Genomic DNA, 14,403 nt, shown 5'->3' on the forward strand with positions numbered 1-14,403 from the left:
GCTGTTACTCCTTGCCGTGGGCTTCGCTCATGCGCCATACCAGCATGGCGACCGAAGCATTCATGCGAAAAAGCGGGTCGTCGAGCGACTGCCCGCTCAGTTGTTCGATGCGCTGGATGCGCTGATTGATCGTGTTGCGGTGCAGCCCCAGACGCTGTGCGGCCTTGAGCCCGTTGCCATTTTCCATGAGCAAGGCGTCGAGGGTATGCACCAAAGCATGGGCGTGTTTGCGCCCAGGGGCGATCAGCGGGCCGAGGGTGCGGCTGACGAAATCGTCAACCAGCGAGCGGTCGACAATACCTTGCAGCAGGCGCAACACGCCGAGCTCGCTGAAGTTGCAATAACCGTTGGCCGGGCGCAGATGCTGCGCCACATCCAGCGCCTGGCGTGCCTCGTTGAGGGCCTGGCGGTAGTGCGCGCAATCGTCAGCGAGGCTCGACAAGCCCATGTAAAGGCCCAGTTCATCAGTCGCGGCTTGCAACTGCCGGTACAGCGCGCCCAACGTCTCGGGTAAGTCGTGTGTATCGGCCAGCAGCACCACGAACAGGTCGCCCGGCAACTGCGCCGTCACACTGCCGGGCCGCTGGCGGCACCAGGCTTCGAGCTGGTCTTCCAGGGCCTGCCGGGTGGCCTGCCAGGTACGCTCGCCGTGGGCCAGCCCTTGGCGCTCGAACAAGGCGTCCACGCCCGTCAGGCGCAACGCCAGCAGGCGCCGCGGTTTATCCAGGGCCAGTTGCAGGTGTGCTGCCCGCTGCCGGGCAATCGCCAGGCTTGGGTAGTCGCCTGTGAGCAGTTGCCCAAGGATGTCGTTACGCGAGCGGCGCGCCTGGCTCATCTGTACCAGTGCAGTGCCGATCAGGTGGGTGACCACCACCATCTTCAGTGCGTAGGGCTGTTCGATCAGCGGCAAGCCCAGCTGCTCGGCGCGCGCGACAACGGGCGCCGGGATGCTCTGGATGAAACTGCCGCCGGTGAGAATCACCATGCCGGCAATGCCCACGGCCTCGCCATCCTCCACCAGGCTCAGCAGGTTGGCTTCGCCGCGCGGGTGATTGATGCCGGTGACGAATACCAGTTCACCGCCCATCACCCATTCGGCGATACCCTCGTTCTCCGCCACGTAAGGCCAGCGTACCCGCCGCTGCAGGTTGCGCGCGCCGGCCCGCACCTGCATTTCGTGCAGACCGGGCAAATGCAGGAGCTCGTCCAGCGCCAGGCTCACGGCTCGACGCCCGCCTGGCCGGGCGCCCGGCGGCGTGCGCCCAGCTCTAGAATGACGATGTAGCACACTGCCGAGGCGGCGATGCCCACCAGCGGCGCGACCCACGGTGAGGTATAGGCCAGTACTGCGCCCACGGCATAGGCAAACAGCCCGGTGAGGTTGTAGCGTGGCAGGTGTGCCGTACCCAGTGCCGGGTATTTGCCGCGGTGGCGGTACCAGAAATCAGCCATGATCACCCCACCCACCGGCGGAATGATCGACCCCAGCAGCACCAGGAACGGGATCAGCATTTCGTACATGCCACCCATCGCCAGCACAATGCCAACCCCGGCCGCCACCAGCGTTGCCGTGCGCCGGCGCTCGCTGCGCAACAAGTGGCAGGCGGCGGCCGACACGTTGTAGATGGTCGGACCCTGAATGGTCCACAGGTTCAGGCACAGCATCACCACGGCCGCGAACGACAGGCCCTGCAGCATCATCACGTCGACGATATCGGCCTGCTGATAAACCATCGCGCACCACGCCCCGGCCACCACCATCAGGCCGTTGCCAAGGAGGAATGCCACCACGCTGGCGATCACCGCTACCCGGCCACTGCGTGCCAGCCGTGTCCAGTTGGTGGCTTGGGTGGCGCCACTGGCGAAGGTGCCGAAGACCATGGTCACTGCCGCCGAAAAGGTCATGGTTTCATGCGGGACGACTGCAGCCAGGCCGGCAAAGCCACCGGCATCACGGGTGGCGATGTACATGGACACCAACAGCAGCACGAACATCAATGGCACCGACACCCGCGACAACAGGTCCAGCCCCTTGAACCCGATGATGGCCGTAATGCTGAAACCCAGCCCGAACAGCACCATCAACGGCATGCCGAAACCATCCGCCAGCCCCAGCAGCTTGACCAGCACGATGGCCACCGTGGCCGTACCCCAGGCATACCAGCCCAGTTCGGCAAAACCCAGCAGAAAGTCCGAGAGCCGGCTCCCCGCTTCACCAAAACAGAAGCGCCCCATCAACACGGTATTCAGCCCGCTGCGTGAGGCGATGAAGGCCAGCACTGCGGCATACAAGGCAAGCAAACTGTTGCCGAGGGTAGCTACCCACAGCATGTCGACAAAACTGAATGCCATGCCCAGCTTGCCGCCGGCGAACATCGTGCCGGTAAAGAAGGTGAAGCTGAACAAGACCATCGCGATCGGCAGCAGGCCCTTGCGGGCGGACTGGGGGGCTTCGCTGAGTGGAAATTCGCTGGGTGAGCTCATTGCACGGGGCTCCGGGTGTGTAGTTGGGAGCGGAAAGAGCAATATGCGGGCCGCTTTTTCCTGCGCCGCCACCCGGAAGAAATCGGGCTGCTCGCCCAGAAATCCATATGCACTGTGCACATTAAAGCTGCGATCTGACGATCTGGAGTGTGCGGGACGACTTATTTTGAGGCGCTCATGCACCAAAGCGGGCCTGGGCTGGGTAGTAATCACCCAGCCCACGGCGGTTTACACGGTCCCGTCCAACCCCATTTGCCAGAAATCAGCCTCCAGGCTGGAGGCCTGGCCAAAAATCCCTGCCAGTTCGGCGAACCGCTGCTCGGTCATGCTGCGCGCCGCCAGTTCATCCAGGTGCTTGCGCGCTGCTGCGGCCACCCCTTGGTAGCCCTCCCCGGCATACTCGCCAATCCACTCGCGGTAGGGGTGATTGCTCAAGTCGCCAATGCGCTCGGCCAGGGTCCGGCCGATTTCGGCATAGCCGATCACGCAAGGTGCCAGTGCCACGTGCAGCTCCAGCAGGTCGCCGGCTGCGCCGCAGTCCAGCACATAACGGGTGTATGCCACCGTGGCCTGATGCTCTGGCGCGGCCTCGATGTCTGCCTGGGTCAAGCCCCAGCGCGCGCACAGGCGCACGTGCAGCTCGGTTTCATCCAGGATCGCCGACAGCCCGGCCTGCGCTGCACGAATGTCGGCCGGGCGGCGGCTCTTGTAGGCAGCCAACGCCCAGGCGCGGGCGAACTGGATCAGGAACAGGTAATCCTGCACAAGGTAGGTCCGGAACGCTTCCTCGCTCAGCGTGCCCTCGCCCATCTGACGCACGAAGTCATGGTCTACGTAGCAGTTCCATTGTGGCGAGGCAGCGGCCTTGAGGCGCTCGAAGATATCCATGCTCATTTGCCCTCCGGGTACACTGCATCGAAGAAAGCCAGCTCCAGCGCCACGGTGCGCTGGTAGAAGTCACTTGCCAATGCGGCCTCCTGCGGGCCGACGCGGTCCAGTTCGGCCTGCAGGAAAGCGACGAATGCCTGGAATGCCGGGTTGTCATGCAGGGTAATCCACTCGGCATGGACGAAGTTGTCCGGCATCGGTTTCGGCGCCTTGAGTGCCCAGTCCAGGTACAGGCCTTCGGCGACGTTCAGCACCGCCAGTGCCGCTGCGTAGGAACGGGTGGCTGCCGCTTCGCGCATGATCGCCTTGAAACCTGCGGTAGGCGCGGTATCGGCCGGTTCACTGCGTTGCGCCGGGCTGACACCCAAGGCCTCGAAGGCACGCAGGAAGTAGGTGTTCTCGTCACTGCAGATCATCCCGGCAAAGCGGCCGAAGCGCAGGCGGGCTTCAAACGTGTCAGCGGTGGCGATGGCCGCGCCTAGCAGGGTCACGAAGCTGTCGAGGAAACGGTGGTCCTGGACCAGGTAGTCGACCATGATCGGGTCCGGCAGGCTGCCGTCGCACAATCGGGTCACGAAACGGTGGCCAACGGCCGCCGACCAGGTCGGCTCGCTCTGGCGGCGCAGGGACTGGCTGAAACGTTCGGTCATGTTGCTGTCCTTGATGAGGGTGACAGCGAGACCTTGGCAATTGACATGGACTGGCCTCGCAGTGAGGCCGGCAAAAAGGCAGGTTACAAGCCCCATCCCTTCGCCGGCATGATCCGGATCAGGTTCGAAGGGTCACCGCGCTGTAGCGTTCAGCGGTTTCTCAGCCCATTGCCGGGCTCCCCTTGGTGACGCTCAGGTATACCCGAGGGCGCCGCGCCTGTCACTCCCCAAACTGTGGGCAATGGTGACCCGCTAATGGGTATCTGTCCCCATTCTTGACGCGCCATCTTTTAGTGCACGCCAGACGCTGCAAGGTTTTGTATGTCAAGGCATTACTGAAAAATCTGTTGGCATAGCTGTTGCTGATGGCCATTTAACGGGCAAAACGCCATTGATGGCTTAAGGCCCTAAGGCCGCAAAAGAGGCTTAAGCCAATGAAAACATCTGCTGTGAGTCACGCGTCCAGACGCGCGTTCCATCTCTCCTCCGTCACTGCGCTGATGATCAGCCTCGGGTTGATCACGGCCATGGCAGCCCCCCTCGACGACAACAGCATGCCACCGCCGACCGACCCGTCGGCCTACACCGACCAGCCGGACGACCCGACCGCTGCCTTGCTTGAGCTGAACACCATGCCAGAGGCCAACGAAGGCTCGCTGGAGCTGACCGATGGCGCGTATGGCGACCGCAACACGGTACGCACCGACAACGTACTGCCGCCTGCCCTGCAAACGTCGGACAAGTACCCTACCAACGGCAAACCCAGCCCGTTGTTCGGTGCGCAACCTTTCACCCAGCAACTGCTGCTGTTCGAAGAATTCGGACCAGAGAAGCTCGACCCGACCACGCCGGTGCCCGATCTGACCTTCCCGGTACCGACCCTCGGCGCGGCCCCCGCCCAAGACCCCAACGTGGTGGCACGCAGCGGCCCCAGTGGCAACGCACTGGAAGCGTTCCTCAAGCAACCCGGCCTGTACCCGTTTCCGACCCAGTACGCCAACGTGCTGGACCGCAACCCATGGAAGGCGCAGATCGAGATGTTCCTCAACCGCCAGCCGGTCGGCTCGCCCGCTGAAGGCCGGCCACCAGGAAAAGGCTGGTCGCACCAGCGCTGGAACGAGTTTTACCCGCAGGCAGCGTTCAAGACCGCCCAGGCCGGTGCGCGCATCAACCTCGGCCTGCGCGACCGCAAGCAACTGCACAACTATGCCGTCGGCGAATTTGCCCCGGGCGGCCTGTACTACCAGACCTCCGACATTCCGACCACGCTGGGCACCACCAAGGGCATCGACACACGCTTCCATCCGAACATGCCGCTGCAAAACCACAAATCGCTCTGGACCTTCGACGGCACCTTCCCGCCCAAACTGCTGATGGTGCGCTACGGCCAGCCGATCCTGATGCGCCATTACAACGCCCTGCCGATTGACCCCTCGGCCAACGGTGGCTTTGGCCTGCATACCATCTCGACCCACGAGCACAACGGCCACTCGCCGGCCGAAAGCGACGGCTTTGCCAACGCGTACTTCTTCCCCGGCCAGTACTACGACTACCGCTGGCCGGTGCAGCTGGCCGGCTACGACACCATCAACACCCGTGCCCAGGACCCGCGTGCAGCGTTCCCCTGCTCGCCGGGTGAAACCTTGTTCGTCAACGATGGTTCACCGGGCCTGAAAACCTGCGAGAACGGCAGCATCAAGATTCGTGGCGACTGGCGCGAAACCATGAGTACCCACTGGTTCCACGACCACATGATGGATTTCACGGCGCAGAACGTCTACAAGGGCAACGCCGTGATGATGAACTACTACAGCGCCCTGGACCGCGGCAACGAGGCCCTGCAGGACGGTGTCAACCTGCGCTTCCCAAGCGGGTCAGCCATGCCTTGGGGTAACCGTGACTATGACGTCAACCTGGTGATTGCCGACAAAGCCTGGGATGCCAATGGCCAGCTGTGGTTCAACCCGTTCAACACGGACGGCTTCCTCGCTGACCAGATTCTGGTCAACTGGCAGTACAAGCCCAGGCTCAAGGTGCGTGCGCGCAGTTACCGCTTCCGTCTCCTCAACGGCTCGGTGTCACGCTACTTCAAGTTCGCCGTGGTGCGGGAGATTGCCGGTACCAGTGGTGAGTTCAAAGGCCCGTCCGGCTCCAACCTGTCGTATGCGCGGGTGCCGTTCCACATGATCGCCAACGACGGCAACATCATGGAACACGCGGTGCCATTCGACGGCACGATGGACCTCAATGGTGACGGCAACCTGCAAGACAACAACGGCATCCTGCCACTGCAGGGCATTGCCGAGCGCTACGACATCATCATCAACTTCGCCAAGAACGGTATCAAGGCGGGCGACAAGCTGTACTTCGTCAACCTGATGGAGCACGACTCCGGCAAAGGTCCGAAGCAAGCTATCCCGTTGGCCGACGTGCTGTCGGAAAAATACAAGGCGGTGATCAAGCAGACCAGCAAAGGCCCGCAGTGGGACAACGGCGACCCGGCTGTCGGCAAGTTTCTGCAACTGTGGGTGCAACCGTACACCGGCCAGGACCTGAGCATGGACCCGGTAGCCTATGAGCCGGCCAAGCCAGGTAAGGCTGCTGGCCTGAAAATGCTGCCCCTGCCCATTGACCGCGACGCCGCAGCCGACCAGGCCAAACTCAAGGATGCCCGCCACCGCGAGTTCATCTTTGGCCGCTCAGACGGTACGGACACCACCCCGTGGACCATCAAGACCGACGGCGGCTTTGGCTACAGCATGGACCCACGCCGCATCAGTGCCGCGCCGCAATTGGCCAACCAGTCCACCGACGGTGGTTTCAGCGGCGACGGCACCCTGGAAGTGTGGAAGATCGTCAACGGAGGCAATGGCTGGAGCCACCCGGTACACGTGCACTTCGAGGAAGGCGTGATTCTTAGCCGCGACGGCAAGGCCCCGCCAGAATGGGAAAAATGGGCGCGCAAGGATGTGTACCGTATCGGGTCGGAACCTGATTCGTCCGAAGAGGTGGAAATGGCCATCCGCTTCCGCGAGTTCGCCGGCACCTACATGGAGCACTGCCACAACACCCAGCACGAGGACTCTTCGATGCTGCTGCGCTGGGACATTGAACATCCGGGGCAGTTCCAGGTGATGCCCACCCCGCTGCCAGGATGGGACGGCGTGCGCTACATGGCCTCGGTAGGCCTGCCAACGTTCCGCACCAAAACCGATAACGACAATGACGACCCGGCCAACAAACCACCTGTCGTGGCCAATGACAGTGCCGCAACGACTGCAGGCAAGGCGATCACCCTGAACGTGCTGGCCAACGACAGCGACCCGGACGGCAACGTACCGCTCACGGTCACCGGCCTCAGCCAGCCAGACTCCGGCCAGGGAGCCGTCAGCACAGACGGCACCACCGTGACGTACAACCCACCCGCTACGGTCGCCACGCCGTTCACGGCCAGCTTCAATTACACGGCGCGTGATACCAAGGGGGCCGAGTCGGTGACCCCGGCCACGGTCAGCATCGCCGTAACCGCAGCAGCGGCGGCCGACGAGCTCAAGGTCACCAGTGCCACGGTGCAGGTACGCAGCGGCAACCGTTTCACCTGGGATGTGCAGGGGACTACCACGGTTGCCACGGGCAACAGCATCAGCGTGACTGCAGCAACCACCGGTGGTCCGGTAAGCCTGGGGAACGCGACGCTGACTGCCACGACTACGGGGGCCCGTTGGCGGGTAGCGGTGACCACCACCGGCTTTGGCCCGGCCACGCCAGCGACGGTCACGGTGAAATCGACGCTGGGCCAGACGGTGGCAGCGACAGTCACCTACAAGTGAGTGCAAAGCGGGGCCGCCATGCGGCCCCCATCAGCCAACCCACGAGGACCGCATCATGCCCAGCTCATGGCGTTTCCTGCTGGTACTCGCGTTGTTCGCCGCCAGCATTCCGTTCTGGCCGCTGCAACCCCAACGAACGGTGGCCGAAGCAGCGGCCTCTCCCTGGGGGGCCAGCTATTTCCCCAACATCCCCTTGCTCACTCAGGACGGCGAAAAAGTGCATTTCTTCGACGACCTGATCAAGGACAAGGTGGTCGCCATCAACTTCATCTTTACCGGCTGCTCCGACTCCTGCCCAGTAGAAACCGCTCGCCTGCGCCAGGTACAGAAAATCCTCGGTGACCGGGTCGGCAAAGACATCTTCCTCTACTCCATCAGCATCGACCCCTATAACGACACCCCCGCCACCCTCAAGCGCTATGCCGAAAAGTTCGGCATCGGCCCAGGCTGGACCTTGCTGACCGGCGAACCCGACGACATCGAGCAACTACGCCGCAGCCTGGGGTTGTGGATCGATGGCCTGGAAAACGGCCGCTCCAAAGACCACAACCTGAGCCTCATCATCGGCAACCAGGCCACCGGCCGCTGGATGAAAGCCTCACCTTTCGAAAGCCCGTACATCCTTGCCGACCGCCTGGGCAACAGCCTGCACAACTGGAAGCAGGCCAGCGCCATGAGCAATGACTACGCTCAGGCTCCGCAAATCCGCTCACCCAGCAGCGGCGAGCAGATATTCCGTACCCGCTGCTCGTCCTGCCATACCGTGGGCAACACCGAGCCAGGCCAGCCAGGCATCGGCCCCGACCTGCTGGGCGTGACCCGTCAGCGTGACGCCAACTGGCTGGCCCGCTGGCTCAAGGTGCCCGACCAGATGCTGGCCGAAAAAGACCCCTTGGCCATGCTGCTGTTCGAACAATACAACCGCCTGGCCATGCCCAACATGCGCTTGGGCGATGCTGAAGTCAGTGCATTGATGAGCTACCTCGAAGAGGAAACGGCTCGCTTGCAAACACCCATGGCTAATAGGGAAATCCCCTAAAGGCTATTGGCCACCAGTCATCAGGCTGTCATCTTATTGTCGTATTTTCCGAGCATTACCCAGGGTCGGGAACTATCAGCAGTGATTCGCCGTTCGCTTTCCTCCTCCAGCCTTCTGCGACTGCTGATCCTGATGCTCTGTGCAGCGACCCTGGCCTTTCTCTGGGGGCTGCACGTCACGCAGAAAGCCACCGCCCGACAGGGTGCACTGTCGGCCAAGGCCATCGAGCACCTGAACCTGGCTAGCATCGTGGGCGAAAACCTGCGACAGCTTGTCGACCGCGCCCAGGCGGTGGGTCGTGTTACCCAGGACGACATGAAAGCGCTGCGCCAAGGCAACTTCAGCCTGGTACCCAGCCTGGCCGCAGACCCAGTGTTCAAGCGCTTGAGCCTGTACGACCGACAAGGCCGGCTGCTAGCGGCCAGCCACACCGATGAGGCCGCCGAGTTGCCGGCAGACTGGTTGCACCAACTGCAGCGGCACATTGACCGCTACGGTTTCAAACCTTTCCTGCCGAGCATTCAGCCTGTCAGCCAAAGCGCTGCCCCGCCCACTGGGCGCCTGCCCTTCCTGCTGCCGTTGACCAATTCGACCGGCCGGGAAATCGACAACCTTTTGGTGGTGCAATTGGACGTCGGCTACCTGGCGGTGCTGTTCCAGCCTATCGACCTGGGCAACAGTGGCCTGGTGCGTCTGCTGCAGGATGACGGCCTGGAGCGGCTGCGCATCGACAACAGCGGCGTGGTGACTGCGGGCGACCTATTGCAGCCACCGCTGCCGGCGCTAAACACCGAAGCGGGCATGCTGACCCAATACATAGCGGGTGATGCCTACCAAAGCTTGTACCGCCATGTACCCGTGCACGGCTTCAGCGTGGTGGTCAGCCAGCGCCAGGCAGAAATCCTCGCACCCTCGACGCTGGCCTATTCCCGGCAGTTCTGGTTGAACCTGAGCATGACCCTGATGATCCTGGCCAGCCTGCTATGGACCTTGCGCCTGCTGCGCAAGCGCCAGGAGGCCTTCGACGCGCTGGAACATGCCCAGCAGGTCAATCAGCAACTGATCGTGCGCCTGGAGGACGAACACCGGCGCAGCAGCCACGCCGCCGCCACGGACCACCTCAGCGGCCTGCACAACCGCCGCCAGTTCGTCGAAGTGGCCAGCCAGGCGCTGACTCGGCAACGTGGCAAGCGCCGACTGATGGCGATTCTGTTCATCGACATGGACCGTTTCAAGTCGATCAACGACTCGCTCGGACACAAGATTGGTGACCTGCTGCTACAGGCTGTGGCCGGGCGTATCCAGCGCCTGCTGGAGCCCGGCGACGAGGCTTCGCGGTTTGGCGGCGACGAATTCGTGGTGCTGCTGGCCGGCGAGCGCAGCGAGGCGCAGATCAACGCCTGGGTCCACGAACTGGTGCAGAAACTGTCGGCCGCGTACGCCCTGGATGGCCAAGAGGTCAACACCAGCCCCAGCGTAGGGGTGAGCATCTGCCCGCGTGATGGCCAGGACATCGACAGCCTGATACGCAGTGCCGATGCTGCAATGTACTCGGCCAAGCAGGCTGGACGCGCGCAGTATCGCTTTTTCGACCCCTCGCTGAACCTGGCCGATATCCAGGCTTTCACCCTTGAGCAAGCGTTCGGCAGTGCCTTGGCCGAACGCCAGTTCGTGCTGCACTACCAGCCACAGATGCGCCTGGACACCCACCAGGTGCTGGCCTACGAGGCGCTGGTGCGCTGGGACCACCCTGATTTCGGCCTGCTGTACCCGGACCGCTTCATCGGCCTGGCCGAGCGCAGTGGTTTCATTGTCGAACTGGGTTGGGAGGTCATTCGGCTGGCCTGTGAAGCCTTGTCGAGCTGGAATGCCCAAGGCCGCAAGACACGGCTGGCAGTCAATGTCTCCGCCCTGCAGCTGCGTCAAGCCGATTTTGCTGACCGGCTGCTGAGCAAATTGCAGCATCATGGCATCGCGCCCCAGCAGCTGGAGCTGGAAATTACCGAAACCACCATCCTTGACCCCGAAGGCACGGCGGTGGCGCACCTGCATACGTTGCGCGGCGCAGGTTTGGGTATCAGTCTGGACGATTTTGGCCGTGGCTACGCCGGCTTTGCCCACCTGCATTCACTGCCCCTGAGCAAGCTGAAGATCGATCGTTCGCTGATCGCGGCGCTGTCCAACAGCCATGACGACAGCCCGATCGTGTCCTCCACCATCATCCTGGCCAAGCGCCTGGGCCTGGAAGTGGTGGCCGAGGGGGTGGAAACCCGTGAACAGGTGGTGTACCTGAAGCTTGCCGGCTGCGATATCGCCCAGGGCTACCACTTCAGCCGGCCATTGTCGCTGCCGCAGCTGTGGGTTTACCCGCCCTTCAACGGTATCGAGGACAAGGCATGCGTGTACTGAGCGCAACGGCAGGCTTGCCGATGGCGTTGAGCAAGGACAGGCAACGCATTTCGGTTTATCGTGTACCGATCACACACCGACACCCGCACCATGACCGATATCGAGCGCTACCTTCGCGCCGCCACCCGTGACAACACCCGGCGCAGCTACCAGGCCGCCATCGAGCACTTCGAAAGCCATTGGGGCGGCTTTCTCCCGGCCACCGCCGAGAGTATCGCCCGCTACCTGGCCGATCATGCCGACCAGCATGCAGTCAGCACCCTGCGCCAACGCCTGGCCGCGCTCAGCCAATGGCACGTCGCCCAAGGCTTCCCCGATCCGACCAAGGCGCCATTGGTGCGTCAGGTGCTACGCGGCATCCGCACCCTGCACCCGACGCCGCCCAAACAGGCCGCCCCGCTGTTGCTGCAACACCTGCAAACCGCTGTGACGTGTTTCGAAGAAGAAGCCCGACAAGCCCGCGAGCACCATGATTTGGCAGCCCTGCGCCGGGCTCGCCGTGACAGCGCCTTGCTGTTGCTGGGTTTCTGGCGTGGTTTTCGCGGCGATGAGCTGGCACGCCTGCGCATCGAACACATCCAGGCACAAGCCGGTGTCGGCATTACGCTTTTCCTGCCACGCAGCAAGGGCGACCGCGAAGCCTTGGGCGTCCAGCACCGCACCCCTGCGCTCAAGGCCTTGTGCCCTGTCACTGCCTACCTGCAATGGCTTGAAGTCGCCGGTATTGCCCATGGGCCGGTGTTCCGCAAACTCGACCGCTGGGGCAACCTTGGCGACAACGCGCTCAACAGCAACAGCCTGGTGGGCCTGCTGCGGCGCATGCTGGAACGCGCCGGGGTGCCGGCGGCGCTGTATACCGGCCACTCGCTACGGCGTGGCTTCGCCACCTGGGCCACGGCCAATGGTTGGGAACTGAAGTCGCTGATGAGCTATGTGGGCTGGAAAGACGCCAAGTCGGCGCTGCGCTACATCGACTCGGCGCAGCGTTTTGGCGATCTGGCCGTGCTACCGGCCAGTCAGGTGCAACCGCTTATTCCTTGAAGCTGTGCCTGGCGACGCCGCCCGTTTCCGGGCGGATGGCATACAGGTCGCCAGCGTCCGGATAATGGTGCAGGTCTTCTGGCGTCATGTCGTAACGCGCGGTGCTGATGTACAAGGTGTTCATCCCGGGCCCGCCAAAGCAGCAGCTGGTGGGGCACGGTACTGGCATCAACACCTGGTCGGTCAGGTACCCGTGGCGGTCGTAGCGCAGCAGGCAGCTGCCATGGTACTGGCACACCCACAGCCCGCCGTCGCGGTCCAGCGCCAGGCCATCCGGCCGGCCCAGTTCGGCGGGGGTTTCGGCAAACAGCGTAACAGCGCCCAGCCGGCCTTCGATGAGGTACTCGGCGCGGTAGATCGCACGCGCCGCCGAGTCGACGAAGTACACCGTGTGGCCGTCCTGAGACCAGGCAAGGCCGGTGGGCAAAGCCATGTCATCGTGAATCACCTGGTCGCTCAATTGCCAGTCAAAGCGAAAAAGCGCTCCGGTATTGCCGCTGAGGGCCTCGTCCATCAGGCCGGTGACGAAGCGTCCCTGAGGGTCGCAGGCGCCGTCGTTGAAGCGGTAAGTCGAGCGCGGATGGACCGATGCCGAATGCTGGCTCACCTTGCGTGTTGGCACATCGAAGATGGCCACGCTGGCATCCTCGGTGAAAATCAGGTTACCCCGGTCGGTCAGCGCCAGGGCGCCAATACGCGCGGCAGACTCGTAAAGGCAATCCACTTCGCCATCGGGTGTCAGGCCGTTGATGCGCCCGCCAGAGATATCGACAAAGTACAGCACGCCGCTGCGTTCATCCCAGACCAGGCTTTCACCAAGGTCCGCGCGCGTGTTGGCCACTTTGACCGGCACGTAATTGCATTCCTTGATGCGGCGCCAGCGCTCGGCCACCTGCACACGGCCGAGGTCCCGAGGGTAGCTGACACTGCTGTATTCGTTGAAGCGCATGGCGATGTGCTGGCTATTGTTGGCGCGCAAGGTGCAATCAGTGTGATGGCACAACGCACCGGCCAGGTGAGTAACGGGCATTTCTGGCTACCTTCAATTCTCCTTTCTTACGATATCAACAAAAAAATCAATGACTTAATATTAAAAGCATGCAACTTTGATATCCCACGGATATCACCGCCGAGTCGCCACGCTGCAGGATTGCTGGATGATCGAAACACGTTTGCTCAGGCAGTTCATCGCCGTGGCCGAAGAGCTGCACTTTCACAAGGCCGCCCAGCGCCTGCACATGGCGCAACCGCCGCTGAGCCAGGCGATCAACCGGCTCGAAGAAAAGCTCGGCTTTGGCCTGCTTCTGCGCAACAAGCGCGGGGTGCGCCTGACCGCAGCGGGTGCAGCGTTTCTCGACACCGCCTACCGCACGCTTGCTGAACTGGAACAAGGGATCGAGTACGCGCGCAGCGTTTCGGCGGGGGTCAGCGGCAAATTGACCATCACGGCCATTTCCATCGCCTATTACGACTCGCTGCTCAACCGCTTGCGCCGCTTTCGGGAGACTTATCCGAACGTGCAGCTGACCATCCGCGAGATGCCATCCGCCTCCCAGGCCAAGGCCTTGCTGGCCGGTGAGGCGGATATCGGCTTCATGCGCAGGCTACCACTGCCGGCCGGCACCCTGGAGGCACGCTTGCTGCTTGACGAGCAGATCGTCATGGCGCTGCCTGCCAGCCACCCCAAGGCGCAGCACGAGGCCATCGACTTGCGCGAGTTTGCCGATGAGGACTTCGTATTCACCCCACAAGCGCTGGGCGGCGGCTACCACGCACAGTTGGTTGCGTTGTGCGAATCGGCCGGGTTCTACCCCAAGGTCGTGCAGGAGGCGGCGCAGATCCACACCCTGCTGGGTCTGGTGGCCTGCGGCTTTGGCGTGGCCCTGGTGCCGGCGTCCTTCGTCCGCTCAACCCCGCGCGAACGCGTGCAGTTTTGCCCCATCCGCCCTATCGATGACCAGCCACCCCCCGGGCTTGGGCTGTACATGAAATGGAACGCCCAGAATGCTTCGCCAGCGCTGGCCAACTTCATTGCCATGTTCGAGACACAGCAATAAGGCCA

At 62.9% G+C, this 14,403-nt stretch carries 10 protein-coding genes and 1 riboswitch; of the genes, 5 read left to right on the forward strand and 5 right to left on the reverse strand.

Features of this window, described 5'->3' with window-relative positions; all coding sequences use genetic code 11:
• Positions 1 to 4: 4 nt before the first annotated feature.
• From LMH93_RS14010 to LMH93_RS14025, 4 genes are all read right to left on the reverse strand, one after another.
• The gene (locus tag LMH93_RS14010) at positions 5 to 1,222 is read right to left on the reverse strand and encodes a PucR family transcriptional regulator (protein WP_004374385.1); all 1,218 of its coding nucleotides are present in this window, start codon (positions 1,220 to 1,222) and stop codon (positions 5 to 7) included.
• Positions 1,219 to 2,484, reverse strand: coding sequence for a cytosine permease (gene codB, locus LMH93_RS14015; protein ID WP_108078729.1), 1,266 nt, complete (start codon positions 2,482 to 2,484; stop codon positions 1,219 to 1,221). The genes LMH93_RS14010 and codB overlap by 4 nt, the downstream gene beginning before the upstream one ends.
• 228 nt (positions 2,485 to 2,712) lie before the next feature.
• Positions 2,713 to 3,378, reverse strand: a complete 666-nt coding sequence (gene tenA / locus LMH93_RS14020) for a thiaminase II (protein ID WP_033725436.1) — start codon at positions 3,376 to 3,378, stop codon at positions 2,713 to 2,715.
• Complete coding sequence (locus tag LMH93_RS14025) at positions 3,375 to 4,022, reverse strand: TenA family protein (protein ID WP_004374380.1); 648 nt, start codon at positions 4,020 to 4,022, stop codon at positions 3,375 to 3,377. The genes tenA and LMH93_RS14025 overlap by 4 nt, the downstream gene beginning before the upstream one ends.
• 78 nt (positions 4,023 to 4,100) lie before the next feature.
• A riboswitch (TPP riboswitch) is annotated at positions 4,101 to 4,215 on the reverse strand.
• A gap of 241 nt (positions 4,216 to 4,456) precedes the next feature.
• Between LMH93_RS14025 and LMH93_RS14030 the strand changes: the two genes are divergently transcribed.
• The 4 genes from LMH93_RS14030 (at position 4,457) to LMH93_RS14045 (ending at position 12,341) form a co-directional block, all read left to right on the forward strand.
• On the forward strand, positions 4,457 to 7,852 hold the full coding sequence (locus LMH93_RS14030; RefSeq protein WP_230064275.1) for an Ig-like domain-containing protein: 3,396 nt from the start codon (positions 4,457 to 4,459) through the stop codon (positions 7,850 to 7,852).
• Between the two features lie 55 nt (positions 7,853 to 7,907).
• On the forward strand, positions 7,908 to 8,891 hold the full coding sequence (locus LMH93_RS14035; protein ID WP_004576264.1) for an SCO family protein: 984 nt from the start codon (positions 7,908 to 7,910) through the stop codon (positions 8,889 to 8,891).
• 81 nt (positions 8,892 to 8,972) lie between these two features.
• The gene (locus LMH93_RS14040) at positions 8,973 to 11,300 is read left to right on the forward strand and encodes a putative bifunctional diguanylate cyclase/phosphodiesterase (RefSeq protein ID WP_230064276.1); all 2,328 of its coding nucleotides are present in this window, start codon (positions 8,973 to 8,975) and stop codon (positions 11,298 to 11,300) included.
• A 60-nt stretch (positions 11,301 to 11,360) separates the two neighbouring features.
• Complete coding sequence (locus LMH93_RS14045; protein WP_079732525.1) at positions 11,361 to 12,341, forward strand: site-specific integrase; 981 nt, start codon at positions 11,361 to 11,363, stop codon at positions 12,339 to 12,341.
• On the opposite strand, the gene LMH93_RS14050 is transcribed toward LMH93_RS14045, so the two are convergent.
• Positions 12,331 to 13,371: an SMP-30/gluconolactonase/LRE family protein gene (locus LMH93_RS14050; protein ID WP_230064277.1), complete on the reverse strand. Its 1,041-nt coding sequence runs from the start codon at positions 13,369 to 13,371 to the stop codon at positions 12,331 to 12,333. The two genes, LMH93_RS14045 and LMH93_RS14050, sit on opposite strands and share 11 nt — an antisense overlap.
• Before the next feature lie 127 nt (positions 13,372 to 13,498).
• Here LMH93_RS14050 and LMH93_RS14055 point away from each other — a divergent pair, with 127 nt between their 5' ends.
• The gene (locus LMH93_RS14055) at positions 13,499 to 14,398 is read left to right on the forward strand and encodes a LysR substrate-binding domain-containing protein (protein WP_230064278.1); all 900 of its coding nucleotides are present in this window, start codon (positions 13,499 to 13,501) and stop codon (positions 14,396 to 14,398) included.
• Positions 14,399 to 14,403 lie beyond the last annotated feature (5 nt).

Origin of the sequence: Pseudomonas sp. CIP-10, from assembly GCF_020911845.1 — a bacterium.
Classification (GTDB): Bacteria; Pseudomonadota; Gammaproteobacteria; order Pseudomonadales; family Pseudomonadaceae; genus Aquipseudomonas; species Aquipseudomonas alloputida.

Excerpts from the sequence above, each read along its gene's own strand:
- codB (WP_108078729.1), bottom strand. The coding sequence starts at position 2,484 with ATGAGCTCACCCAGCGAATTTCCACTCAGCGAAGCCCCCCAGTCCGCC.
- tenA (WP_033725436.1), bottom strand. The coding sequence starts at position 3,378 with ATGAGCATGGATATCTTCGAGCGCCTCAAGGCCGCTGCCTCGCCACAA.
- LMH93_RS14025 (WP_004374380.1), bottom strand. The coding sequence starts at position 4,022 with ATGACCGAACGTTTCAGCCAGTCCCTGCGCCGCCAGAGCGAGCCGACC.
- LMH93_RS14030 (WP_230064275.1), top strand. The coding sequence starts at position 4,457 with ATGAAAACATCTGCTGTGAGTCACGCGTCCAGACGCGCGTTCCATCTC.
- LMH93_RS14035 (WP_004576264.1), top strand. The coding sequence starts at position 7,908 with ATGCCCAGCTCATGGCGTTTCCTGCTGGTACTCGCGTTGTTCGCCGCC.
- LMH93_RS14050 (WP_230064277.1), bottom strand. The coding sequence starts at position 13,371 with ATGCCCGTTACTCACCTGGCCGGTGCGTTGTGCCATCACACTGATTGC.
- LMH93_RS14055 (WP_230064278.1), top strand. The coding sequence starts at position 13,499 with ATGATCGAAACACGTTTGCTCAGGCAGTTCATCGCCGTGGCCGAAGAG.